This is a genomic window from Novosphingobium sp. TCA1 (genome assembly GCF_009811895.1).
In the GTDB taxonomy this organism is placed as follows: Bacteria; Pseudomonadota; Alphaproteobacteria; order Sphingomonadales; family Sphingomonadaceae; genus Novosphingobium; species Novosphingobium panipatense_A.
The window spans coordinates 138520-163212 of the sequence record NZ_BLJH01000012.1 but is presented as its reverse complement, the minus strand read 5'-3'; the positions used below and the strand labels follow the sequence as shown (position 1 = coordinate 163212).

The following is a 24693-nucleotide window of genomic DNA, read 5'->3' as shown; positions in this document are numbered from 1 at the left end:
TTACATCGCCAAACCTGCCGCGGCGGTTCAACCGCAACGTGGAGGATTTTTACCGCTTACGGTGCGGCGGGCAGCCCCGGTTTTTCTCACCCGCGCCCTCCCGCCACACCCCGTCGCCCCCGCGAAGGCGGGGACCCCGCTTCCTTGTAAAGCACGCAGAGACGCGGAGACGCAGAGAAGCCGCGCAAAACCGCCCCCTCAGCACAAACCGCAAAAAAAGCGGGACTCCCGCCTTCGCGGGGGCGACGAGCGTAAGGAGGAAAGGCCATGCCGCAAAGACCTCCCTCAAATTGTCACAACGAACCGGCGTCCCTTTGCTATCCCATCGAAAGCTGGGAGAACGCTCGGCCAGAAAGAGGGCTCGCGCGGAGGCGCGAAGAAGAAAAGGGAGAAAATGCGAGGGCTATCGCTCTCGCGCTCCCAAAACTAATTTATTTATAAAAATTTGAATTTACACGACCCTTCTTCGCGATGGCTGCGAGGCAACTCGATAGGATGGATATATTTCAAAGTTCAGTTCTTCGGATCTAGGCATTCCATATTTTAAAAGTTCTGGCTCATCAGTATATGTTCTAAATTCAACTAGATTGGCTCTATCGCTTTCGCCATACCTAGCCACTATAAATCCCGTCTGGAAAAGCATGTCTGCTAATTGCAAAGGGGATTTATACTCCTCTTCATTTATTTTTGGGATGTTGGGAATGCCAACCCTAAGCACAAAATCGTCCAGTATCTTTTTGTTTAATTCTTTTGCTTTATATCTCGAGGGGGAATTTGCAAATATTCGAACAAGTTGTTCTAGTTTTTCGAATTGATGTTTATGTTCTTTAATTAAGTCATTCAGACGATAGCGTGCGAAATCAGTCATTACTTTATTTATATCTGTGGCTTGTATTTTTGATTTCCGGCTGTGCGCGTGCTCTCCGGCCATTCGGCAGAGTTGTGCCATCCAGCGCGGTCGTCCGGCCGATAAAATGTTAACGGGCTGAAAGGGGGGAGTCATGTTTGTGCCCCATTTAATTCGTCTTGCAAATGCTAACTCAAGAACTTGATCATTATCATTTACAGGGTCTAGCTTTGCCTCGATTGAAAAAGGCTTATTGCGATTAATCCATGCCCAAATCTTTTTCGAAAGCATGTGCTGGAGTTGTAATCTTGTCCATACAATATCGGTCATATATTGTTCGGATTTATCAAGGTCTTCTATTTCACGAATATTTGCCCACACGTCGGATCGAACAGAACTTCTGGTGACTACTCCGGCCATGTTGTTTGATATGTATCTGAGTGCCGAAAAGAAGGCGGATACGGATACACGATTTCGGTCATCGTTTTTAAATGTAGAATCTATATCATCAACGAGAAGCCATACCGTTTTATCGGAGAATTTTTCCATCGCTCGTGAGAGAAGAGTGGCTGGATCTGGTTCCTTTGTTGAGGTTATTTCTATAGGAATGTTTTTCGATTTAATTCTGCTTAATAATGCTCCGGCAAGGGATCTCTCGCGAAGTCCCGTAATCTCGGCGGATTCTACGAGAGCCATGGTCGTGTCGCTGAAGGCAAAACCAATTTTCGCCCCAAGAGCAGCATTTATGCGTGAGCAAATCTGACGAACCCAATAGGATTGGGCCTCCAAAAAAGTCGAAAATATTGGAATTGAATCACCAATTAATTGTGATCCAACTAATTTAACGATGATTTCTTCACCGTCCTGGGCTCGATCATAAGCAAATTTGGAAATGAGGGCTGACTTGCCCATTCCTTTCTTTGCTCTTGCGATTGATAGTTTGACAGTAGGTTTTAGAAACCTAGTGAAATTTTCTTGGTCTATAAAATAAGAGGCGAGAATTTCCGGACTTTCGTCTTCACCCGCATCGTTACCGAATAGGGTTTCGTCTGAAAGGTCTAGTTGAATGGTCATTTTAAGGTCTCGGTTTACGTTTGCGGGGAAAACCGCTGGTAGGATGCTTTTGATTCAATCTCATACGTGATCGAAGCCGAGTCAACTCTAGCGATTTTGCAAACAAGCTCTGTCATTTTTCGCTTGAAGCTGTCTCACTTTCCTACATCCCCCAACATGCGATAAATGATCCGGTTCACCCCGACGCACAGGCGTCGGGGCTTTGGCTCCAATCTCCGGGGGTGAACCATGTCCGACCATTCGAACTCTTCCTATCCCACCGCTGCCGGGCGGGGGTGGATTCCGGCGTCTCGGGATATCGGGTTGCCGGGGGAGTCCATTTTGCGCGGGGGGCGTGAGGCGGCTCTCGGGGAGGGCGCTCCGGTGCGGCGGGGCGCGGGGGAAAAGGTCGGGGAGCGCGAGGGCGATGGCCCTCGCATCTTGTTTTCCTGCTGTTCTTCTTAGGGCTCGGGTGACGCGCGCGTGCCCCTCCACCATCCCTTGGATGGTCCCCCTCCCCCGGTGGGGGAGGAATGGGGGTGGACGCCCGCGCGGAGGGTTCGGTTTCTGCATCATCTCTCCGGCAGGGGCGACGTGCGGGCGGCGGCGGCGGTGGTGGGGATGTCGCGGCAGTCGGCCTACTTGTTGCGGCGGCGGGACAGGACTTTTGCGAAGGCGTGGGAGGCGGCGCTGGTGCTGGCGCGGCGGCATGTCGAGGAAGTGCTGGCGACGCGGGCTCTGGACGGGGTGGAGGAGCCGGTCTTCTATCACGGCGAGCAGGTGGCGGTGCGGCGGCGCTATGACGCGCGGTTGCTGCTGGCGCATCTGGCGCGGCTCGACCGGGCGGTGGAGGCGGGCACGGGGGCTCCGGGGGAGCGCGTCGGCGACCTGGCGGAGCGGTTCGACGAGGTGCTCGCCTGCGTGGCGGGGGAGGGGCCGGACGAGTTGCTCTCGCTGCCGGGGCGGGAGGCGGCGGTGCTGCCTCCGGCGCGCGGGGTCTATGCCGAGAAGGCGGGGGCCTTGTTGCAGGACGAGGCGGACCGGGCGTGGAGCAGGGCCGTCGCGCGGGGCGAGGCGGGGCCGGAGGACGAGCCGGTGCCTTACGTCACCTTCTGGCGCGAGGCCTCGGCGCGGGACTGGGATGGCTGGTGCGACCGCGCGGAAGGGGTGGTCGATGCGGTGCTGGCGGCGGAGGCCGGAGCCGGGGGCGCGGACGAGAGCGAGGATTTGCCGCCGATGGAGTTCAAGTCGCTGGCAGGCTGTTCGGGGGACGGCTTTTTCGGTTCAGGACCGTGTAAAGCGTGTCAAGTCGAACAGGGCCGGGAACCCGATGGGGCCTGCGCGGTTATCATGAGTGAAGGTCGGCGCGGTGCTTCCCCACCCCCTCCGTTACCGGGTCGGCCTTCTCTTTTTTCAGAGAACTTCGTAGGTTATTCGTCGCTGGTGCCGTCCGAAAGAACGGCGAGTTCGACTTTGCCGGAGCCCATGCGGGCGATGCCGATTTCCTTCGCGGCGGCCTCGGAGAGGTCGATCACGCGGTTGGAATGGAACGGGCCGCGGTCGTTGACGCGGACCATCACCGAGTCCCCGTTGCGCGGGTTGGTGACGCGCAGCATGGTGCCGAAGGGCAGCGAGGGATGGGCGGCGGTGAGGTCGTCCGGGTTGAAGCGCTCGCCGCTGGCGGTGCGGTTGCCGCGCAGTTCGCGGCCGTAGAAGCTAGCGGTGCCGCCCTTGATGGCCTCGAATTCCTGGGCTTCCTGCTCAAGCGCCTGCGGAATGGCGGCGACGGGAGCGGGGCTTGCGGTTGTTGCGATGACGGCGGCGGGGGCCGGTGCAGTGGCCTCGGTTGCCTTTGCGGGCGCCAGCTTCGACTCGGCAACAGCCGAGGAGGCAGGCGCTACCAGCATGGCAGCGGTGGCAAGAGCAAAGCCGATGCGCGCAAGGCGCTGGGCTTTATGCGGTTGGTTGTGCTTCCCCGTCATGGCGAGGAGTCCTACAGGCAGTTCGTCGCCAAGGGGACCCATGCAAAAGCGGCCCGTCGCACTTTGGCAACGGGCCGCCCTATGTCGTTAACGCATTGAAAGGATTCGGAGGGCCGAATCCGACCCGCTTACTTGGCGTCGCGTTGGGCGAGCAGGCGGAGTCGCAGGGCGTTCAGCTTGATGAAACCGGCGGCGTCCTTCTGGTCGTAGGCACCGGCATCGTCCTCGAACGTGACGTGGCGTTCGGAGTAGAGCGAGTCCGGCGACTTGCGGCCGACGACCGAGGCATTGCCCTTGTAGAGCTTGAGGCGAACGGTGCCGTTCACGCGAAGCTGCGAGTGGTCGATCGCGGCCTGGAGCATCTCGCGCTCGGGGGCGAACCAGAAGCCGTTGTAGATGAGCTCCGCATACTTCGGCATCAGCTCGTCCTTGAGGTGCGCGGCGCCGCGGTCGAGCGTGATCTGCTCGATGCCGCGATGGGCGCGGGCGTAGATCTCGCCGCCCGGCGTCTCGTACATGCCGCGCGACTTCATGCCGACGAAGCGGTTCTCGACCAGGTCGAGGCGGCCGATGCCGTGCTTGCGGCCCAGCTCGTTGAGCGCGGTGAGCAGCGACGCGGGGCTCATGGCCACGCCGTTGAGCGCGACGCCGTCACCCTTTTCGAAGTCGATGGTGATGTATTCCGGCGCGTCCGGCGCGTCTTCCGGGTTGACGGTGCGCGAGTAGACGTAGTCGGGGGTCTCTTCCCACGGATCTTCCAGAACCTTGCCTTCGGACGAGGTGTGGAGGAGGTTGGCGTCGGTCGAGAAGGGGCTTTCGCCGCGCTTATCCTTGGGGACGGGGATCTGGTGCTGCTCTGCCCAGGCGATCAGGGCGGTGCGGCTGGTCAGGTCCCACTCGCGCCAGGGGGCGATGACCTTGATGTTGGGATCGAGGGCGTAGGCCGAGAGTTCGAAGCGGACCTGGTCGTTGCCCTTGCCGGTGGCGCCGTGGGCAACCGCGTCGGCGCCGGTCTCGTGCGCGATCTCGATCAGGCGCTTGGAGATCAGCGGGCGGGCGATCGAGGTGCCGAGCAGGTAGTCGCCTTCGTAGCGGGCGTTGGCACGCATCATCGGGAAGACGAAGTCGCGCACGAATTCCTCGCGCAGGTCGTCGATATAGATGTTCTCGTCCGGCAGGCCCATCAGCTTGGCCTTGGCGCGGGCGGGTTCGAGTTCCTCACCCTGGCCGAGGTCGGCGGTGAAGGTCACGACTTCGCAGTTGTAGGTGACCTGAAGCCACTTGAGGATGACGCTGGTGTCGAGGCCGCCGGAGTAGGCGAGGACGACCTTCTTGATGCTGTCGGACATGGACGCAGGCTCCGCAGGAATGGGCATTGGATTCGGGACGCGCGCCTATCAGCACGCGCCCCCTTGCGCAATGAAGGAAAGCTGCGGGGTTATTCGCCCAGCAGCGCGGCCTCGGCCACTGCCATGTAGTCGCGGGTGATGGGCAGGGCATGGCGGCTGCGGGTGTACTGGATCTGGTAGTTGCACATGCTGCCGCTTTCGAAGGCGGCGGTCGCGCCGGCCAGGTAGAAGATCCACATGCGGTAGAACCGCTCGTCCATCAGGCGCACGATCGCTTCCCGGTTGGCGACGCAGCGCTTGTACCATTCGCGCAAGGTGAGGGCGTAATGGAGGCGCAGGTTCTCGACATCGGCGGCGATCAGGCGGAATTTCTCGCTGGCCGCCACGGTCTCGCTGAGGGCGGGGATGTAGCCGCCGGGGAAGATGTACTTGCGCGTGAAGGCGTCGGTCGAGCCGGGGCCGCCCATCCGGCCGATCGTGTGCAGCAGCATCACGCCGTCGTCGGTCAGCAGGTTGCCTGCCGCCTTGAAGAACTGGCCGAACTGCGCCTGGCCGACATGTTCGAACATGCCCACCGAGACGATCCGGTCGAACTTGGCGCCGCGTGCGGCGAGATCGCGATAATCGACGAGTTCGAACGTGACCTTGTCGGCAACGCCTGCCGCTTCGGCCCGTTCGCGGGCCAGGGCGAGTTGTTCTTCGCTGAGGGTGATGCCGAGCACGGCGACACCGGCATGCTTGGCCAGATAGATCGCCATGCCGCCCCAGCCGCAGCCGATGTCGAGCACGCGCTGGCCCGGTTCGAGGGCCAGCTTGGCGGCGATATGCGCGAGCTTGGCGGTCTGGGCCTGTTCCAGCGTCATGGTGGCCGGATCTGGCCAATAGGCGCAGGAATACTGCATGTGCTCGATATCGAGGAACAAGTTGTAGAGTTCGTTGCCGATATCGTAGTGATGGGCGATGTTCTTCTTGGCGCTTGCCGCCTTGTTGATGCCGTCCACGAGCGTGACGACCTTGCCCTTCAGCTTCTTGAGCGGGGTCTGTTCGTGAAGCTCGCCGCCCTTGTCCCACTTGGCGTTGGCGCGGATCAGTTCGACCATCTCCATGATGTCGCCCTGTTCGATGACGAGCTGGCCGTCCATGAAGGCTTCCGCCGCGCCGAGCCGGGGGTCGGTGAGGATGCGCCGTTCACCGGCCTTGTCGGTGAAGCGGATGCGCACTTCGGGGAAGCCCGCCGTGGGGGTGCCGAAGCGTTTCACGCTGCCATCCGGGCGGACAACCTCCAACACGCCCTGACGGATGCCGCGCTGAAGGAAGCGATCGAGAATTCCCATTGCCATCAACCATTTGTGAAGGGCGCTTCGGCCCGGTGCAAGAGAATTTCGCCTGCGATCACCGCAAGCGAAAACGAAATGACTTTGACTCGTGCTTTCAAGAATTCACTGACGTGCGAGGAACAGCACGTCGCGGGGCTGAGAGAGGAGATGCTGGCCGGAATCGACATAGAGGGTTTCGCCGCTTTCCACCCAGCCTTGCGAAAGGAACAGCGCGGCGGAGGCCACGTCTTCGGGCGTGGTCTTGCGCTGGAGCAGGTTCATGCGGTGAGAGACTTCGGTTTCCGCCTCCGTCTGGTCATGGCTCGCGAGGATCGCACCGGGGGCAAGGCCGTAGATGCGGTCATCCCGATGCGGACGCGCCATCGACAGCATGGGGATCGTCGCGGCAAGGGCGTGCTTGCTCATCGTGTAGGAGAAGAAATCCGGGTTCGGATTGAGCAGCTTCTGGTCGGTGACGTGAATGACCCGGCGGCCGCCACGGGCCTGTGCATGGGCCAGGAAGGCCTGCGCGAGCCGGGCCGGCGTTCCGGCATTGACCCGCATGGCCTTCTCGAAAGTGGCGGGATCGAGCGATTGCGCGGTGTCGAGATCGAACATCCCCGCGCAATTCACCAGCACCCGCCAGTCGGTGAGCCGGGCGGCGAGATCCGCCACCATCGCGGGTCCGGCCTCCCAGTCGTCGAGTTCGCAGCCGACGATTTCCGCCGAGGGCAGTTCTTCCGCGAGAGCCAGGGCCTGCTGGCGGGAATGGCCGTAGTGGATGACGACATGCCATCCCGCGCTGCCGAACCGGCGGGCGATCGCCGCGCCGATCCGCTTGGCGCCGCCGGTCACCAGCATGGCAGGCCGGGCGGTCATGGGCCGAGTGGTCATGGTTTGGCCCCCGACGCAGCCCTCGGCGTGGCCGCTTGACACGGTTTACACTGTTCTGAGGGAAAAAACGCCCGATCCGCGATCCCGGCTCCGAACATGGACAGGCGGCGAGACGGGAAGGGCAGGCAGGCGATCATCGGGCGGCATAGGAGCACATACCGGGGGTGTAGGAAAGCAGTTCCTTCACCATTCTTCGCTCTTGCAGCAAGCCTGCCTTATCCTGCGGGCATTGGCACCGCTGCGGTTCTGCCGGGAACGGGGCGCAGGGCTGCGGTGATCCCGGTGATCGCCTGGAAGCGCAGTGCGAAGTCCGCCTCATAGAAGCGGCAGAGGAAATCGAGCTGGGCAGGGCTGGGGCGTTCGGCGCTATCGCGGCTGCGGTTGAACTCCGGCAGGGTGTCGAGTTCGGACCTTCCCGTGCGGCGGCCGATCTCGCCGATCTGCTCGTAGGGGATCAGCCGGTCGACGGCGGCACGCCCGTTTGCATCGAGCAGATACCAGCTCTGCGGGCGGAAGATATGATCGACGTCGAAAGGCGATCGCGCCTGTGCCAGATGGTCGATCGCGTCGGAAATTCCGTCGAAGCCCGCGTAGCGTTCGCGGAAGGGGCGGGAGATTGTGCGGTGGCGGGTGCCGCCGGTGCGGGCGTAGCGAAAGGCGGAGAGAAACCGCTCCACCGGATCGCGAACGAGGGCAAAGCTCGGCAGGTCGAGCAGGTCGGGCGCGACTTTGGCATAGTAGCGGACCGAGCAGTGCTTCATCTGCGCGCCATAGAGGCGGTCGCAGATCGAGGTTCCGGCGTTCTTGGGGACGTGGATGAACAGGAGGCGGCTGGCGCGGATCCGGTCGATGCGGCGGCGGCGCTTGCCGTCCAGCCAGGGGCTGATGCCGTATCGGCAAAGTCGTTCGGGAATGTCGCTGACGAGCCTTACGCCGAAGGCCGAGGCGACGATGCGGTTGACGCCGGTGGTGCCGGTAGTCGCTTCTAACTCGGGTGCCATGCGGCGGGGCTTAGGGGCTTATGGTCGCCCGGCTATTTCGAAATATTTCAGTCGTGGCGGGTATGCGACGCGCCGTCCGTGCGGTCGGCGCGTCGTGGTTCAGCGTCGATAAACCGCTGGGCGGCGTGCCCAAGGCGGCGGGGGCGATCGTGCAGGAATGCGGCATCGGCCTTGTCGAAGTGCGCCGCGAGGAAGGGATGCTGGCCTTCCGCGCGCCCGAACTCGCACGTTCGGGGCCGCTCGATGCCGCCGATCTGGCCGAGACGATCCGGCTCTGCGGCGTCAGGCCGGAGGACGTGATCGCGGGGATCCATGCGGCGAACGGGCCGGGCTGGAAAGTCCTGCACATGACGTCATCAGAGGCCGTGCTGGCGGCGGAGCCAGCGGCGCGGGCGCCGCTCCATACCGATGTGGCCCTGCTGGGCCGCCGCGCGGAAGGCGATGGGGCCGCGTGGGAACTGCGCGGGTTCTTTGCCGATGCCGGAGGCCGCCTCTGCGAGGATCCGGTGACCGGCAGCCTCAACGCCGCCGTGGCGCAATATCTCTTCGCCAGCGGACAGGCCGAAACGGCCTACATCGCCGCACAGGGGCGCAAGGTCGGCGCGGACGGCCTGGTCCATTGCCGCCGCGAAGCGGACCGTTCGGTCTGGGTGGCGGGCAAGGTCGCGACAGTATCTGCGGGTGGGACGGTGCCGGGACCGTTCTGAGTCCCGGCCATCCTAGCATTGAGCCGTGCCCTTATTGCGACCGTTTCGGCAGCGCGATTTCTGCGGTGCCGGTACACATGGTCTTGCCGTTCTGGTTGGTCATGAGGTGCTTGACGTGAACGAGGTGGCGGCCTTCCTCGTCCACCGACTTCTCGGTCACTTCGGCGGTCTGGATGGTCACGTCGCCGGTCAGGGCCGGGCCGCGATAGTTGGCGACGGAATGAACGGCCATGCCGTGCTCGCCGGCCCAGCCCGAAAGGAAATCGGTGACCCATGATCCCATCGAGGCCCCGTAGCCATAGCCGCGCGGCATGCCGATCCGGCGCGCATATTTCGGGAACAGATGCCCGCGCGACGGCCCGTAATAGGCGCCGTCGGTGAGGGCCGGGTTCACCAGCATCATGTCGGGATCGTTCTCGTACCCGGCCATCTCCCTCGTGAAGCCCAGGGCTTCGAGGTCGTTCTTGCGCAAGTCCATCGTGCCCCAGGTATTGACGATATAGGCGCGCCATTCGGTGGCGAAGCTGGCGATGGAGTGCGGGCCGAAAACGCGCTCGGGAAGCTGATCGCCCACGGCGACGTCGTCCCACCAGCGTTCCTTGTGGCCAAGGTCGTGCAGCATCTTCACCCAGGCGAACTTGCGGTCTTCCAGTGCCGCGATCGCCTCGTCCGACCTTTCCGGTTCGTCGAACTCCTCGGCCTTCACGGAATCGCCGCCGGCGTGGGCGAGATAGCGGATCGCCGTGGAGCGCTGCCTGGCGATATTTTCGCCCTTCTGGTTGGAATAGTTGTTGTCGCCCCGCTGGAAGCAGGTGGGGCCGAAGCCGGTATCCTTGATCTTGTAGTCGAAGGGGATGCGGGTGTTGGTCACCACGTCACCCGCCTCGATGCGGGGGCCGTAGAACCACCATTCGTCGCCGCCGAACAGCAGGTGCGAATTCGGGATGCAGCCGACGCAGGCCGGAGCGGCGCCGTGGCCGTCATCGGTGGCGATGGCGAAGCTCTGCGGCGCGACGAGGCGGCCCCAGCGGCTGTTCTGGAAAGTGGCCGGGTCGAAGTGCAACAGGTTGGCGTAATGCATGGCATGGACCCAGCGCCGGATGTCGTTGTTGGCAACGGGTTCGCGCATGGGCGAGAAGTCCATGGGCTTGCCGAGGTACTGGTCGATATCGGTGAAGTCGATCGTGGCGGTGCTCATCTTGGTGCAAGGTCCTGAGAATGTGTCCGGGAAAGTCAGGTGGTGCGGATGCCGGTGGCGTCTTCGGCCCGGAACACCGGGATCGGTTCCTCGGCGGTCATCAGGACCAGCGGCAGCACGCGTTCCGTCGAGGTCTGGTATGTCGCGTAGAAGGGGTGGCAATCGACGAAGAAGTCCCAGACTTTTTGCCGTTCCGCGCCTTCCGGTTCGCGCCAGGTGCCCCTGAAAGCCTGGGTGGCGATCTGGAATTCCACCTCGGGCCGGTCCACGAGGTTGAGATACCATTGGGGATGGTTATCCGCGCCGCCCTTCGAACCGCAGATCACCACTTCGCCGCCGATATCGGCGTAGCAGAGCGGCGTGATGAAGGTCTTGCCGCTCTTGCGACCGGTATATTTGACCAGGCAGTGCGTCGCGAACTTGCGCCCGCCGACGGGGGTAATGTCCATGATGTGCCCCTGGGCTCCGCCGGAGCCAAGGTACATGTCGCGGTGCTCCGTAACCCAATCGCGCCGCACGGCACTGATCGCCGCTGCCGTTTCGTCGCTCATGACGCGTTCCTCTCCAAACTATGGGCGAAGGATCGCGAATGACGCCGTCGGGGTCCAGCGATGATGGCCGGGGAGCCGGCAGGTATCACCGGGGCGTAGTTCGCGCCCCGGTGACAAGAACGGGCGAGCGGCTCAGGCGTTGACCTGCCGGATCATCGGCGCCTGACCCCGCCAGTTGTCCATCCAGTCGAGCACGTCGTCGTAAGGCATCGGCTTGCAGATCCCGTAGCCTTGCCCGGCGTTGCAGCCGAGCGATACCAGCAGTTCCTGCGTTTCCGGCGTTTCCACGCCTTCGGCCACCAGCGGAATGCCCAGGCTTTCGCAGAGCACCACGAGGCTGTTGACCAGCGACTGGTCGAAGCGGTTTTCGGTAAAGCGGGAGATGAACGAACGGTCGATCTTGATCTCGCTGATCGCGAATTCGCGCAAGTAGCCGAACGAGGTGAAACCGGCGCCGAAATCGTCGATCGAAAGCGGGATGCGGTGTTCGTGCAGGCGCTCGATCACCCGCTTGGCCTGGGAAGGGTTGGTGATCAGCGCGGTCTCGGTCAGTTCCAGCGTCACGCGTTCGGGCGCGATGCGGTGGCATTCGATCAGTTCCACCACGCTGTCCACGAAAGTCGGGCGTTCGAGCATCCGGGCGGAGACGTTGATGGCGATGGAGGCGCCGTCCACCTTGTCCTGGATCCGCGCGAACTGCGCGAGCACCGTATCGAGGCACTGGTTAGTGAAGGTCTCCAGCAAGGGAGATTGCTCGACGGTGCGGATGAGCTGGTCTGCGGGGATATTGCCGCTGCGCGGATGGCGCCAGCGCACCAGCGCCTCGAAGCCGAGCACGCGTCCGTCGCGCAGGTCCACCTTGGGCTGCCAGTGCCATTCCAGCGCATCGTGGGAAATGGCCTGGTCGATTTCCTCCAGCATGTCCTTGGGATCGAAGGCCGGGGCGGCGGGCAGGCTCTCCCGGCTGGTCACCAGCTTGTCGAGCCCGCGCTTGGCGGCATACATGGCATCGTCGGCGGCGGAGAGCAGGCCGGTCGGCGCATAGCCGCGCTGCGGGCACATGGCGATGCCGATGGAGGCGCCGACGTGCAGGATGCGGTTCTCGTGGACGATCGGCTGCTCGATCACCCGCGCCAGCTTTCCCGCGAGCCCGGTGGCGGTTTCATAGTCCGGCACGTCCTGCAGCAGCAGCGCGAACTCGTCACCGCCGAGGCGCGCTACCGTATCGACCTCGCGCAAATGGCCGCGCAGGCGGCGGCCGATGGTGGTGAGCACGACATCGCCCGCCGCATGGCCGAAGCTGTCGTTGATTTCCTTGAAGCGATCGAGGTCGATCATCATCACCGCGAAAGAGCTGCCGTTGCGGCGTGCCCGGGCGCAGGCCTGCCCCAGGCGGTCGAACAGCAGGGTGCGATTGGGCAGGTCGGTCAGCGGGTCGTGCAGGCTGCGATGGGTCAGTTCCTCCTCGGTACGGCGCAGGTCCTGCCGGTACTTGCGCCAGGCGATGCCTTCCTCGACCGAGGCGGCCACGCGTTCGGGAGAGAGAGCGCGCTTGGTGAGGTATTCGGTCATGCCGGCCTTGATCGAATCCGCCGCGATCTGTTCGTCCGCATTGCCGGTGACGGCCACGATGGGGCAGTCCTGATCCACTTCGGCGCGGATCGTCGGCACCAGATCCCGCCCGTCGCCGTCGGACAGTCCGAAGTCGAGGAAGACGATGTCCAGAGAAGGCTCGGCGTGACGGATGATCTGCAGCGCTTCCGCCTGGGAGCAGGCCTCGATCACATTGATGGTGCGGGGGCCGCGCTGGAGCATGCGGATCAGGCGTTCCCGGTCTACATCGTCGTCGTCCACGACGAGGGCGTGGATTTCGGTCTTGCCGTTGTAATTGTAGTCCATCGTTCTGGATCCCTCCGAAATGTGGCCCCGACAGGGGATGCTGTTCAATGCGCGGGTGCGGGCAGGTTCTGCGTGGTGGCGTACTTGGTGATGAACTGGGCGAGCCGGGCGAACTGCGGGCCTACCGCCGATTTCACCATGTATCCGGCGACCTGCTCGTCGTAGGCGCGCGAGCGGTCCTGATCGCGCGAACTGGTGCTGAGGATGAACACGACCGTGCGCTTCAGCTCGGCATCGGCGCGCAGTTCCTCCAGGAACTGGAAACCGTCCATGTTCGGCATGTTGAGATCCAGCAGGACGATCACCGGCGTCGAGACGTGCTTGCGGGGGTGGTGCCCGCGCAGGATCTCCAGCGCCTCGCGGCCGTCCCCTGCGGTTTCGGCGCGGCAGGGCACCTCGTGACGCCGGAAGCTGCGCAGCACGCCTTCCAGCGCGACGTCGTCATCGTCGACCACCAGCACCGTGCAGTCCAACGGAGGCATGGGGGGCGTGGTCTTCCCGTCCGGCTCAGTCATCCTCGTTTTCCTTCAGCAGGATCCGGGGCCAGTGGATTTCGAAGGAGGCGCCGCCGAGCGATCCGGGGGACCTGACCGTCACCATGCCGCCATGGGCATTGATCATGCGCCGGGTGAAGGCGAGGCCAACGCCGTCGCCGCTGGTGCCGGGGGAGGCCCGGTGGAACAGCTTGAATATCCGCTCCTCGTTGCCGGGGGCGATGCCCTGGCCGTCGTCGTCGACGGTGAAGACCGAGAAGCGGCCTTCCTCGCGCATGGCGATGCGGATGTGGCCCGTCCCGCTTCCATTCTCATTGCCGCCATGATGCTTCACGGCATTGCCGATCAGGTTGCGCAGCGAGGTGGCAAGCGGCGCGCGCGGTGCGACGATGTCGCCGCCCTGGAGGTCGATCTCGACCGTGAAGCCCTGGGGCACGAGGGCAAGGCCGAGCGCCTCGTCCACGAGATCGGCGGGGGAGATCGTCTCCCGGTGCCGGTCCTGCACGCCCGCGCGGGCATAGCTCAGCAGGTCGTCGATCATCTGCTCGGCGCGGTCGATGCGCAGGGCGATGCGCTCGAAATTGTGCTCGACGTCTTCCGGCAGCGCGGTTCCGGCCAGATCCTCGCGGATCCAGGTGACGAGGTCGGCTATGCCCCGCAGCGGCGAGCGCAAGTCGTGGCTGGCGACATAGGTGAATTCCTCAAGCTGCGCATTGGTCTGCTGGAGCGCGGTCTCGCCGCGCTTGCGCGAGGAAATGTCGCTGACGATCGCCATGAACATCGGCTGCGCGCCGTTTTCCAGCCGGGTCAGCGCGATCTCTACGGGGATTTCCTGCCCGGAGCGGTGCAGGCCGGTGAGGTCGCGCCCCGAACCCATCATCCGCGAACTGGGCGCGGCGATGTAGCCCGCGACGTGCTCGCCATGCGGCGCGCGGTAGCGCGGGGGCAGCAGCATCTCCAGCGGCTGGCCGACCAGTTCCTCGCGGGGGTAGCCGAACTCGGCGGCGAGCGCGGAATTGACCTGGACCACGCGCTGGCGGCTGTCGACCACGAGCGCGCCGAGCGGCAGGTTCTCGAAGATCTGGGTGAAGCGCCGCTCGGCAATGGTCTGGCGGGTCAGGCTCTGGAACCACAGGATCGCCCGCTTGTCGAAGTCTCCGGGCGCGGAGGTCAGTGTCAGTTCGACCGTCTGTTCGATGCCCTCCAGCGCCTTGATCGTGACCACGCGCGACCAGGCCGGGCTGGCCTCCACCGGGGCGGCGAAGAACAGGTCCAGCATCTGCTGGAGGATTTCCGCCTCGTCCTGCGGCAGCCAGACGAAAGCCAGGGTAAGGCGCAGGGCGGCAGGGTCGGGTTCGCCCAGCAGCGCCGCCAGCGGCTGGTTGGCCCAGGAAATCACGCCCGCCCGGTCGATGATCATCGCGCCGATCGGCGCATGGGTCAGCGCCAGATGGACATCGGCTTGATTCTGAAGCGCTACCGTCACGAACCGTTCCCCCGAGAATGCCAACGATGGCCCCGAAACGGGGGCGGCATCTACCGTGCGACCGGGAGGTCGTGCGCATTCATGAGCGACGCGGCGATCGGCCTTCCGCGTGATGGTCTAGGGACAGGCCGTTTGCAGGTGACGAAAGAGGCTTTCCGGTTTTGCCCTTAGTTTTGGGAAGGACGGGGGCGCCGGGCCGGGCGGAGGTGGGGCAGGCCCCCTTATCCTCAGCCCGCCCCCCTTATCCTCAGATGCTGACGAACTTGCCCGCCTCGCGGTCCTTGCGCACCTTGAGGCCGTTGAACACCGAGCCGTTCATCGTGATCCACACGCCCTCGGGCGCGGACTGGCAGCAGGCGAAGGCCATGCCCAGGTTGAAGGTGGCGTCGCTTTCGGCGAAGCGGGCCGGGGCGAGGGCGCCGGTCAGCACCGTGGTCTTGCCGGACACGTCCGCGAGGACCTTGGCCGTGTCGGTCATCGTATCGGTGCCGTGGGTGATGACCACATGGGCTTCCGGCGCCGAGGCGACGATGGCGCGGATCGCCGCGCGATCCTCATCCGTCAGTTCCAGGCTGTCCTTGCGCATGAGTTCCACCACGCGCACCGGATGGGCGACGCGCGCGACCTTGAGCAGTTTCTCGATCACGCTCTCGGCGATCTGGTATTCGCTGAGAGCGTCGAAATACTGCTTGTCGAAAGTGCCGCCGGTGGTGACGACGAGGATCGGGGCCAAAGCTGGCGGGGAAGGCTTGTCCATGGCCGCCGTTTCCTATTCCGGCCGCTTCGGGTCAAGCTCTTCCTCAATCCTCACGCCGCTTGCGGGCAGGGGCGGCGCGGCCAGTCGATCAGGCCGATCAGATTGTCCACGAAAGCCTCGCGCTCCTTCAGGGTGGGGCGTTTCGGCTGCATGAGAATGTCGGAGCGATAGCCGACCATCGCCGCCACCGTCACTTGCGTCAGCCTTTCGGCTTCGGCCTGTGTGAATTCCGTGGCGTAGAATTCGGTCACGCAGCGCCGGAAACGCCACGGGCCGCGTTCGTAGAACATCTCATTGATCTCGGGGAAGCGCTCGCCCTCGCTCACGACCAGGCGGAACAGCTGCACCGAGTTCTCGCGCAGCAGGCATTCCAGGAAGCGCAGGCATGCGCGCCGCAGCGCGGGGAACGAGAAAGTCTGCCCGACCAGCACTTCGTTCACGTCCTGCGCGAAGCTGTCCACCTTGTTGTCCACCACTGCCGCGAAGAGTTCCTCCTTCGAGGCGAAATGCGCCCAGAGCGTCGCCTTCGAGCCGCCGAGTTCGTCCGCGATGGAAGACATGGTGGTGGCGGCATAGCCGCGTTCGAAGAAGGACTTGGTTGCGACCTCCACGATCGCGGCGCGCTTCTTCGCCTTGTTGAGTTCTCTCTTGCCCATACAGTTTGTCATAGTGGTACTGGCTAGTACACTTTTCCGTTGACAGGCGCAAGCCGGACTCCGATAAAAACTGTACTGATGAGTACGATCACTATCCCCCGAGTCGCGGCAGCCTCCCTGCTGGCCGCAGGCCTTTCGCTGTCCGCCTGCGCGGTGCCCGACCTCGGGCCGAAGCCGCAGATGCGGGCTCCCGCAACCCTGGACAGCGCCCAGTCTCTGTCATCGGGCTCGCTCGCTTCCACGACCGATGCCGCCTGGCCGCAGCAGCAGTGGTGGACCGCTTACGGCGATCCGCAGCTCGACGGGCTCGTGGCCGAGGCGCTGGCCGGTTCGCCCGACGTGGCGCAGGCCCAGGCCCGCATCCTGCAGGCGCGCGGCGCCGCGCAAGTGGCCGGCGCATCGACCCTGCCGACGATCAACGGGCAGGGTTCCGCGGGCGGCACCAAGCAGAGCTACAACAACGGCATTCCGGCGGAATTCGTTCCCAAGGGCTGGAAAAGCACCGGCGATCTCGCGCTTTCGGGCAATTTCGATCTCGACCTCTGGGGCAAGTATCGCAAGATGCTGGCCGCTGCGACATCCGAGCAGAAGGCTGCCGAGGCCGATGCCCGCCAGGCCGAGCTGATGATCTCCTCGAACGTGGTCTCCTCCTACTTCGACCTGGCCCGCCTGGTGGCGCGCGGCGAGGCGCTGAAGGAAGCGGTGAAGGCGCGCGAGGCGATGGTCACGCTCAGCGACCAGCGCAACCAGCAGGGGCTCGACAGCGAATTGCCGCTGCGCCAGTCGGAATCGCTGGCCGCCTCGGCGCGTGCGCAGCTTTCGGCCAATAGCGAAGAGATCCTGCTGCGCCGCCACGCCCTGGCCGCGCTGCTGGGCGCAGGGCCGGATCGCGGCCTTTCGATCGCGCCCACGTCCATCGCCAGCCTGCCGGTGACGCCGGTTCCGGCCGATGCCGGTATCGGCCTCGTCGGTCGCCGTCCCGATATCGTCGCGGCACGCCTGCGCGCGGAAGGCGCGGGCAAGCGGATCGATGCCGCGAAGGCGGCGTTCCTGCCGGACATCTCGATCAGCGGACTGTTCGGCCTCCAGTCCCTGGGCCTTTCGAACCTGTTCAAGGACGGTTCCACTTACGGCAATGCGGGCGGGGCGATCAGCCTGCCGATCTTCCAGGGCGGCCGTCTCAAGGGCGAATATACCAAAGTGCGCGGCGCCTACGATCTGGCAGTGGCGGACTACAACGCCGCCGTGATCGGCGCGCTCCAGGACGTTGCCGATGCGCTGGCGACCCGCAATGCGGCGGCCGAGCAGGAACAGGCCACGTCGGACGCGCAGGCCAAGTCGTCGCGCGCCTATGACATCGCCATGAAGCGCTACAAGGGCGGCCTCGGCAATTACCTCGACGCGCTCAGTGCCGAAACCACCGCGCTCGATGCGCGCCAGGCCGCCGTCGATGCCCATTTCCGAACCCTCGCCAGCGAAGTCGCGCTCAAGCGCGCGCTGGGCGGCGGTTACGAAGACAATTCAAGCAAGAAGGCTCCCGAGTAATGCGTGACGAACAGACCAACGAGCAAGGCTCCGGGAGCGTGCTCAACAAGAACAAGCGCAAGCCGCTTCTCGTCGGGCTCGCCATCGGCGTGGCCGTGGTGGGGGTGCTCTACTTCGCCTATGACGCCTTCATCGGCAGCCGCTCGGTCTCGACCGACAATGCCTATGTCGGCGGCGACAATGCGCAAGTGACCCCGCTGACTTCGGGCCGGGTCGTCGAAGTGCTCGTCACCGACACCCAGCCCGTCCGCAAGGGCCAGCTGCTGTTCCGCATCGAGGATTCGGACCAGCGCATCGCGCTGGCGCAGGCGGAAGCCGAACTTGCCGCCGCGCAGCGTCGCTATGGCCAGTCGCTGGCGCAGAACCGCGCGCTCGGCGCGTCTGCGGATGCCAGCGATGCGCAGATCAACTCGGCCAAGGCCAGCATGGCCTCGGCGGAAGCGACGCTCACCAAGGCGAAGACCGATTTCGCCCGCCGTCAGGCCCTCGTCGGCAGCGGCGCGGTTTCGGGTGACGAACTGACCACCGCCCGCCAGCAGCTTGCCGCAGCGCAGGCCACCGCGGGCGAGGCGCGCGCCATGCTGGCCCAGATGCAGGCCGCCGCCGTCAGCGCGCGGCGCCAGGAAGACGCTGCCGTTGCGCTCACCAAGGGCACCACGGACACCACGGCGCCGGAAATCCGCCAGGCCCAGGCCAAGCTCGATCAGGCGAAGCTCGATCTCGAACGCACCGTGGTGCGCGCGCCGATCGACGGCGTGATCGCCAAGCGCGCGATCCAGGTCGGCCAAAAGGTCCAGGCGGGCGGCGTGGCGATGACGGTGGTTCCGGTGGGCCATCTCTATGTCGATGCCAACTTCAAGGAAACGCAGCTCGGCAAGGTCCGTCCCGGCCAGAAGGCGACGATCAAGTCGGACTTCTACGGCGGCGACGTGGTTTATCACGGCAAGGTGATCGGCTTTGCGGGCGGTACGGGTGCGGCTTTCTCGCTGATCCCGGCGCAGAACGCGACCGGCAACTGGATCAAGGTGGTGCAGCGCCTGCCGGTTCGCATCGAGCTTGATCCTAAGGAACTTCAGGAACACCCGCTGCGAATTGGCCTGTCGATGGATGCCGAGATCGAACTGACGGACGCCGACTGATGGCAGGCGCAGCCACTGCGCCGGGAACTGAAGGCGACACCACGTTCTCGGGCGCCAAGTTGCTCATCGCCGGCTTCCTGCTGGCGATGGCCAACTTCGTGGTCGTGCTCGACCTGACGATCGCCAACGTCTCGATCCCGCATATCTCGGGCGGCCTGGGCGTCTCGGTGTCCAACGGCACCTGGGCGATCACGTCCTACGCCGTGGCCGAGGCGATCTGCGTGCCGCTTACCGGCTGGCTCGCGGGGCGCTTCGGCAGCCTGCGCGTGTTCCTGCTCTCGCTGATCGGGTTCGGGGTGTTCTCCGCGCTCTGCGGCATCGCTCATACCTTCCCGCTGCTGGTGCTGTTCCGCCTGGGACAGGGCTTCTGCGGCGGCCCGCTGATGCCGCTGACCCAGACCCTGCTGCTGCGGATCTTCCCCAAGCACATGCATCCCCGCGCCATGGCGATGTGGGCAATGACGGTGGTGACCGCGCCGATCGCGGGGCCGATCGTCGGCGGCTATATCTCCGACAACTGGTCGTGGGAGTGGATCTTCTTCATCAACGTGCCGATCGTGGCGCTGGTCTTCTTCGGAACGCTGGTGATGCTGCGCGGGGTGGAAACGCCGACCCGCAAGCTGCCGATCGACGTCGTCGGGCTGGGCCTGCTGATCACCTGGGTCGCCGCGTTCCAGATGATGCTCGACCTCGGCCGCGAGCATGACTGGTTCGGTTCGCCCTTCATCGTCGCGCTGGCGGTGATCGCGGTGATCTTCTTCATCGCCTTCGTCATATGGGAACTGACCGAGGACCATCCGGTGGTGGACCTCAAGGTGTTCCGCCACCGCGGCTTCTCGGCGGCGACGTTCTCGCTGACCATCGCCTTCGGCACCTACTTCTCGTCCGTCGTGATCATCCCGCAGTGGCTCCAGACCTCGATGGGCTACACTGCGACGAGCGCGGGCGAAGCGATGGCCTTTGCCGGTGTGCTGGCGGTGGTGACATCGCCTTTCGTGCCCAAGCTGATGCAGCGCTTCGACCCGCGCCTGCTGGTGTTCCTTGGCATTTCGTGGATCGCCATCTGCGCGATCTTCCGCACCAGCTGGTCGACCGACGTGCCGTTCTGGACGGTGGCCTGGCCGCAGCTGGTGCAGGGCGTGGGCGTCTCGCTGTTCATGGTGCCGCTCACCACGATCAGCCTGGCTTCGGTCCGCCCCGAGGAGACGGCGGGCGCGGCGGGTATCGCCAACTTCGGCCGTACCCTTGCCAGCGCCATCGCCACCGCGCTGGTGACGACGACCTGGGACGACATGAGCCGCGCCAACGGGGCGGACATGGCCGCGTCGATGAACAATGCGCAGCAGACCATGACCCAGCTCCAGAACGCCGGTTTCTCCGCCGAGCAGGCACGCCAGACCCTGGCCAACCTGGTCGCGGGGCAGGGCACGGCGCTGGGCACGGTCCATGTCTTCGCGCTCTGTGCCGTGCTGCTGTTCGTGGCGGCATGCACTATCTGGATCGCCCCGCGTCCCCCGCGCGGCGCGAAGCCGGCTTCGGGCGGGCACTGATCCCCAGGAGTTCCTGCCCAGGAGTTCCCGAACGTCCCGCCTGAAGACCAAGCGAGCCGCCGACGCTATCCCCTCCTCCAGCGTCGGCGGCTTTCGCGTATCAGGCCTTTGCGGTTTGCACGTTTGCGGCCTAGTCCTGCCGCATGACCGACGCCCGCCGCCAGGCACCTGCCGCCGCCCGCAATCGCGATCCGATCCTGGCCGTCCTGCGCGAGGTCCTGCCGCCTGCGGGCCTCGTGCTGGAGATCGCCTCGGGCACCGGCGAACATGCCGTCCACTTCGCGCGGGCACTGCCCGACCTGCAATGGCAGCCGAGCGACCCCGACGAGGAGGCGCTGGCCTCGATCGCGGCATGGCGCGAGGCGGAAGGAACGCCGAACCTGCTGGCGCCGCTGCGCCTCGATGCCGCCGAAGAGAGCTGGCCCGTCGAAAGTGCCGAGGCCGTGGTCTGCATCAACATGATCCACATCAGCCCATGGGCCTCGACGCTCGGACTGATGGCGGGGGCAGGGCGCCTGCTGCCCGCCGGTGCGCCGCTCGTGCTCTACGGCCCCTATCGCCGCAGCGACCATGTCATCGCGCCAAGCAATGCGGCTTTCGACGAGGATCTCAGGCGCCGCAATCCCGACTGGGGACTGCGGCTGCTGGAGGATGTCGTGCAAGCGGCCGCGGCGCAGGGCCTCGATCTCGAACAGGTGACGGCGATGCCTGCCAACAACCTCTGCGTGGTGTTCACGAAGCGCTGAAGCTGCGCCGCTCCAGACCGGGTAGTACGATCATCTGCCCCGCCGCGCGGACCACGAAGAACAGCGTGAAGGCAGCCCAGAGCCCGTGGTTGCCCATGGGGTGGAGCAGCCAGAGCAGCAGGGCATAGGCGGCCATTGCCGCCAGCATCGTCGCCATCATCGCCCGCGTCCATCCGGCGCCGACGAACACGCCGTCGAGGACATAGGCCGATACGCCGAGCAGCGGCAGCATGGTCAGCCAGGGTGCATAAGTCGCGGTGGCGGCGATGACCTGAGGGTCGGTGTTGAAGGCGGCGGCGAGGCGGCGGCCAGCCAGGGCATAGGCGAGCGTCAGGGCGAGCCCCATCACGCCGCCCCAGAACAGGGCCGAGCGGACGGTCATGCGGAAGTGCTCGCGGCGGCGCGCGCCCACAGCTTCGCCGCAGAGCACTTGCGCGGCGCTTTCGAAACCGTCGAGCAAAAGCGTCGCCAGCATGAAGAGCTGGAAGAGGATGCCGTTCGCCGCCAGCGTCACCGGCCCGGCCTGCGCGCCCGTCCGCGCGAAGGCCAGCAGGGCGGCGGTGAGCAGGAGCGTGCGCAGGAACAGGTCGCGGTTGAGCGCGAAGAGGCGGGCCAGTTCGGCGCGGCGCCAGGTGGCGCGCTGCCGGGCGGCGGCAAAGGCGTCGCGCGCTTCGGGGCGGCGCAGGACCAGGGCGGCAAGCACGGCGAACTTGAACAGTTCGGAGCAGAACGTCGCCGTCGCCACGCCGGTCACGCCCCATTCCACCACGAGCACGAGAAACAGGTCGAGCGCGATGTGAACCGCATTGGCGGCGATCTCGACCACCAGCACATGGCGGACGAGCCGCTGTCCGATCAGCCAGCCTACCAGCACGCAGTTCCCCAGCCAAAGCGGGGCGGCCCAGTAGCGGATGGCGATGTAGTGCCCGGCATTCTCGCGCAGCGCCCCTTCGGCTTCGAGCAGGTCAAGCCCAAGGGGGATCGCCATCGGCATCAGGCAGAGCAGGATCGCGCCGATGCCCATGGCCACGGCGCTGGCCCGCGCCAGCGTCTCGGCCTGCGCGCCCCGGTCGCCGCGTCCGCTGCCCTGCGCGGTCAGCGCGACGGTGCTGGTGCGCAGGAAGTTGAAGACGTTGAGCAGGCCCATCATGTACTTGGCGCCAAGCTCCACCGCCCCTTGCGCGGGGGCGTCGCCGAGGCGGCCGATCGCCCACATGTCGGCCAGGCCGAACAGCGCCGTGGCCACGTTGGTGAGCATGGCCGGCAGGGCGATGGACCAGAGCAGGCGCGCCTGGCTGGAACGGGAAGGGGCAGGGCTGTCGGTCAAGTCGGGTCCGCGCTGGAGTGGAGCGCCGTCCCTAGCATCCGGTGTCCGCGGCGGGCAATCGGCCCGATGGGGGGAGGCGAATCGGTGCAGCGATTCGATGCGTCCGGTCTCCTGCGAAGAGGCGGATTCGCAGTTGCTGCATGTGCGAAATAAACATGGCCGAGTGCAGCAAACGGCGCGCTGCCTGCCCTCCTTGAGGAGGACAAGCGCGCTAAAACCGTTTATGTAGAAGATGCTGCATCTGCGAAGATTCGGCGCGCCGGACAGAAAGTAAACTTCCTACCCGGCGCGCTCTCTCCCAACGCCGGTAAAGCCGCTAGCGGCCTTTCACCAAGCACTCTGCAACAATTTCTCGCGATCTCAAAGCGGAATTGCAGACGCGGAGGCCGAATTATCGGCGGCGATGAATTCTTAGAGCCCGTTTGAAAATTGCCCAAGAGGGCATTTTTGTGCGGCACCGGCCCACGCCCCCACCCTACCACCCGCAGGATACTACCGTTGGGTGGTAGGGTGGGGGCGTGGGCCGGTGCCGCCAAATTCGCCTGCGGCGAATTTTCAAACAGACTCTCAGGAGGCTTCTTTCGCCTGCCAGACCAGCGGCACTGCTTCCGGCCCGATCACCCCGCCCGGCCGGTATTCGATATGTGTGCCGGGCTGAAGTTCGAACCGGGGGATGCGCTTCAGCCATTCCTGAAGCGCGATCTTCACTTCCAGTCGGGCCAAGTGACCGCCCATGCAGCTATGCACGCCCACCGTGAAGGCGAGGATGGTCTTGCGTGGGCGGTCGAAGTCCACTGTCAGCGGATCGGGAAAGACTTCGGGGTCGAAGTTGCAGGCGGGCAGGACGAACGTGACACGGTCGCCCTTTTTCATCGTCACGCCGCGCATCTCATGGTCCCGATCGAGCACGCGGCCGGAGAAAGTCACGGACCAGCGACGCAGGAGTTCCTCGACGATGCGATCGATGTCCTGCGGCCGGTCGATGATCTCCTGCCGCTTTTCCGGGTTCTGTGCCAGCCAAAGCCAGATGTTGTTGAGCGTGGCGAAGACGGTGTCGAGCCCGCCGATGAACAGAAAGCAGACGAAGCCGAAGATCTCCTTGTCGGAGAGCGGAACCCCGTCCGGCTCCGCATGGGCGATCAGGCTGACCACGCCTTCGTCGGGGTGCGCCTTTTTCTCCGCGATGGCTTCCTTGAGATAGGCGGTGATCTTGGCCATGGCCTGGCCCATGATCGCGCGGTCGTTGGAATGGAGCAGCTCCATCGCCCATTCCACGAAAGTGTCGCGCATCGCCTGGGGCAGGCCCATGATGTCGAGAAAGACCGAGACGGGCAGAGGGCGGCCGAAGTCCTCGGTGAACTCGCAAGTGCCCCCTGCGGCCACTTTCGCCTCTATCGCGTCGATCAGATCGTTGGAGCGCCTGCGGATCAGTTCCTCCAGCTTCAGCACGCCCTTGGGGCTGAACACCGGGTCGACGATATTGCGATACTTGCGATGATGCGGCGGATCGATCTCGATCGGAATGAAGTAGAAATAGTCGTTCGGATCACGCGGGAAAGGCGTGGCGCCCTCGTTCGAAAAGATATCCGGGTGGCGCAGGCCGAACAGCGCATCCTCATGCTTGGTGAGATGCCACATGTTTCCCATCGGGCTCACGTCGTAATAGATCGGCGGTTGCCTGTGATGCATCGCGGCCATGAAGTCGTGCGGACCGGCAAGGAATTCCGGGCCGATGGTCAGGCCGGACTGGCGGATCAGCTCGGCCGGCACATGATCCGGCACCTGATCCATGCCGACATGGCGGGGAAAGCTGGGCGGGACGGGGTTTGCGGCGTCTATCGGCATGGTCGTTCCCTCCGCTCAGAACTGATGTTCGGGCATGTGGACGACAAGGCCGTCCAGTGCCTGGGTCATCTCGATCTGGCAGCACAGGCGGCTGCTGTCCCTGATCTCGGCGGCTGCGGATTCCAGCAGTTCTGCCTCGGCCTGGGAGGACGGACCGCCCACGGTGTCCATCCAGTCGGCATCGATGTAGCAATGGCAGGTGGCGCAGGAGAGGCCTCCGCCGCATTCCCCGGTAATGCCTTCCACGCCGTTGTAGACCGCGCCGTGCATCACGTTGTCGCCGACTTCCACTTCCACGTCGGCCCGGCGGCCCTCGTGATCGACATAAGTGACCTTGGGCATCGAACTCTC

The 24693-nt window shown here is 64.6% G+C and carries 21 protein-coding genes; 5 read left to right on the top strand and 16 right to left on the bottom strand.

Annotated features, from left to right (window positions below; translation table 11 throughout):
* Nucleotides 1–451 precede the first annotated feature (451 nt).
* The 6 genes from NTCA1_RS15190 to NTCA1_RS15165 form a co-directional block, all read right to left on the bottom strand.
* Entirely contained in the window at nucleotides 452–1921 is a 1470-nt protein-coding gene (locus tag NTCA1_RS15190; protein ID WP_159831114.1) for a P-loop ATPase, Sll1717 family, read from the bottom strand.
* Nucleotides 1922–3330: 1409 nt separating this feature from the next.
* Nucleotides 3331–3882, bottom strand: coding sequence for a septal ring lytic transglycosylase RlpA family protein (locus NTCA1_RS15185; RefSeq protein ID WP_236549349.1), 552 nt, complete (start codon nucleotides 3880–3882; stop codon nucleotides 3331–3333).
* A gap of 128 nt (nucleotides 3883–4010) precedes the next feature.
* Nucleotides 4011–5231 carry an argininosuccinate synthase gene (locus NTCA1_RS15180; protein WP_159831113.1) on the bottom strand — a complete coding sequence of 407 codons (1221 nt, stop codon included), beginning with the start codon at nucleotides 5229–5231 and terminating at the stop codon, nucleotides 4011–4013.
* An 89-nt stretch (nucleotides 5232–5320) separates the two neighbouring features.
* On the bottom strand, nucleotides 5321–6571 hold the full coding sequence (locus NTCA1_RS15175) for a cyclopropane-fatty-acyl-phospholipid synthase family protein (protein ID WP_159831112.1): 1251 nt from the start codon (nucleotides 6569–6571) through the stop codon (nucleotides 5321–5323).
* Nucleotides 6572–6670: 99 nt separating this feature from the next.
* The gene (locus NTCA1_RS15170; protein WP_236549348.1) at nucleotides 6671–7441 is read right to left on the bottom strand and encodes an SDR family oxidoreductase; all 771 of its coding nucleotides are present in this window, start codon (nucleotides 7439–7441) and stop codon (nucleotides 6671–6673) included.
* Nucleotides 7442–7656: 215 nt separating this feature from the next.
* Complete coding sequence (locus NTCA1_RS15165; protein ID WP_159831111.1) at nucleotides 7657–8442, bottom strand: sulfotransferase family 2 domain-containing protein; 786 nt, start codon at nucleotides 8440–8442, stop codon at nucleotides 7657–7659.
* A 62-nt stretch (nucleotides 8443–8504) separates the two neighbouring features.
* Between NTCA1_RS15165 and NTCA1_RS15160 the strand changes: the two genes are divergently transcribed.
* On the top strand, nucleotides 8505–9149 hold the full coding sequence (locus tag NTCA1_RS15160) for a PhzF family phenazine biosynthesis protein (protein ID WP_236549347.1): 645 nt from the start codon (nucleotides 8505–8507) through the stop codon (nucleotides 9147–9149).
* Nucleotides 9150–9180: 31 nt separating this feature from the next.
* Here the strand turns inward: NTCA1_RS15160 and NTCA1_RS15155 are convergent, their stop codons facing one another.
* From NTCA1_RS15155 to NTCA1_RS15125, 7 genes are all read right to left on the bottom strand, one after another.
* Nucleotides 9181–10347: a MaoC family dehydratase N-terminal domain-containing protein gene (locus NTCA1_RS15155; RefSeq protein ID WP_159831109.1), complete on the bottom strand. Its 1167-nt coding sequence runs from the start codon at nucleotides 10345–10347 to the stop codon at nucleotides 9181–9183.
* 35 nt (nucleotides 10348–10382) lie between these two features.
* On the bottom strand, nucleotides 10383–10898 hold the full coding sequence (locus NTCA1_RS15150) for a nitroreductase/quinone reductase family protein (RefSeq protein WP_159831108.1): 516 nt from the start codon (nucleotides 10896–10898) through the stop codon (nucleotides 10383–10385).
* A 132-nt stretch (nucleotides 10899–11030) separates the two neighbouring features.
* The gene (locus NTCA1_RS15145) at nucleotides 11031–12797 is read right to left on the bottom strand and encodes a bifunctional diguanylate cyclase/phosphodiesterase (RefSeq protein ID WP_159831107.1); all 1767 of its coding nucleotides are present in this window, start codon (nucleotides 12795–12797) and stop codon (nucleotides 11031–11033) included.
* Between the two features lie 44 nt (nucleotides 12798–12841).
* On the bottom strand, nucleotides 12842–13312 hold the full coding sequence (locus NTCA1_RS15140) for a response regulator (protein ID WP_159831106.1): 471 nt from the start codon (nucleotides 13310–13312) through the stop codon (nucleotides 12842–12844).
* Nucleotides 13305–14777: a PAS domain S-box protein gene (locus tag NTCA1_RS15135; RefSeq protein WP_236549346.1), complete on the bottom strand. Its 1473-nt coding sequence runs from the start codon at nucleotides 14775–14777 to the stop codon at nucleotides 13305–13307. Before NTCA1_RS15135 ends, NTCA1_RS15140 begins: the two co-directional genes overlap by 8 nt.
* 247 nt (nucleotides 14778–15024) lie before the next feature.
* Complete coding sequence (locus NTCA1_RS15130; protein WP_133083712.1) at nucleotides 15025–15534, bottom strand: asparaginase domain-containing protein; 510 nt, start codon at nucleotides 15532–15534, stop codon at nucleotides 15025–15027.
* A gap of 50 nt (nucleotides 15535–15584) precedes the next feature.
* The gene (locus tag NTCA1_RS15125) at nucleotides 15585–16190 is read right to left on the bottom strand and encodes a TetR/AcrR family transcriptional regulator (RefSeq protein WP_133083713.1); all 606 of its coding nucleotides are present in this window, start codon (nucleotides 16188–16190) and stop codon (nucleotides 15585–15587) included.
* Between the two features lie 78 nt (nucleotides 16191–16268).
* On the opposite strand from NTCA1_RS15125, the gene NTCA1_RS15120 reads away from it, so the two are divergent.
* The 4 genes from NTCA1_RS15120 to NTCA1_RS15105 all read left to right on the top strand — a co-directional run bounded on the left by NTCA1_RS15120 (nucleotide 16269) and on the right by NTCA1_RS15105 (nucleotide 21170).
* Nucleotides 16269–17735: an efflux transporter outer membrane subunit gene (locus NTCA1_RS15120; protein ID WP_159831105.1), complete on the top strand. Its 1467-nt coding sequence runs from the start codon at nucleotides 16269–16271 to the stop codon at nucleotides 17733–17735.
* Nucleotides 17735–18874: an HlyD family efflux transporter periplasmic adaptor subunit gene (locus NTCA1_RS15115; RefSeq protein WP_086494045.1), complete on the top strand. Its 1140-nt coding sequence runs from the start codon at nucleotides 17735–17737 to the stop codon at nucleotides 18872–18874. The genes NTCA1_RS15120 and NTCA1_RS15115 overlap by 1 nt, the downstream gene beginning before the upstream one ends.
* Nucleotides 18874–20424, top strand: a complete 1551-nt coding sequence (locus NTCA1_RS15110) for a DHA2 family efflux MFS transporter permease subunit (protein WP_133083715.1) — start codon at nucleotides 18874–18876, stop codon at nucleotides 20422–20424. Before NTCA1_RS15115 ends, NTCA1_RS15110 begins: the two co-directional genes overlap by 1 nt.
* Nucleotides 20425–20567: 143 nt before the next feature.
* Entirely contained in the window at nucleotides 20568–21170 is a 603-nt protein-coding gene (locus NTCA1_RS15105) for a DUF938 domain-containing protein (protein ID WP_159831104.1), read from the top strand.
* Here NTCA1_RS15105 and NTCA1_RS15100 read toward each other — a convergent pair.
* The 3 genes from NTCA1_RS15100 to NTCA1_RS15090 form a co-directional block, all read right to left on the bottom strand.
* On the bottom strand, nucleotides 21157–22497 hold the full coding sequence (locus NTCA1_RS15100) for an MATE family efflux transporter (RefSeq protein WP_236549345.1): 1341 nt from the start codon (nucleotides 22495–22497) through the stop codon (nucleotides 21157–21159). The genes NTCA1_RS15105 and NTCA1_RS15100 overlap by 14 nt on opposite strands.
* Nucleotides 22498–23064: 567 nt before the next feature.
* Entirely contained in the window at nucleotides 23065–24342 is a 1278-nt protein-coding gene (locus tag NTCA1_RS15095; protein WP_159831103.1) for a cytochrome P450, read from the bottom strand.
* A gap of 15 nt (nucleotides 24343–24357) precedes the next feature.
* The gene (locus NTCA1_RS15090; RefSeq protein ID WP_086494049.1) at nucleotides 24358–24684 is read right to left on the bottom strand and encodes a 2Fe-2S iron-sulfur cluster-binding protein; all 327 of its coding nucleotides are present in this window, start codon (nucleotides 24682–24684) and stop codon (nucleotides 24358–24360) included.
* Between the last annotated feature and the right edge of the window lie 9 nt (nucleotides 24685–24693).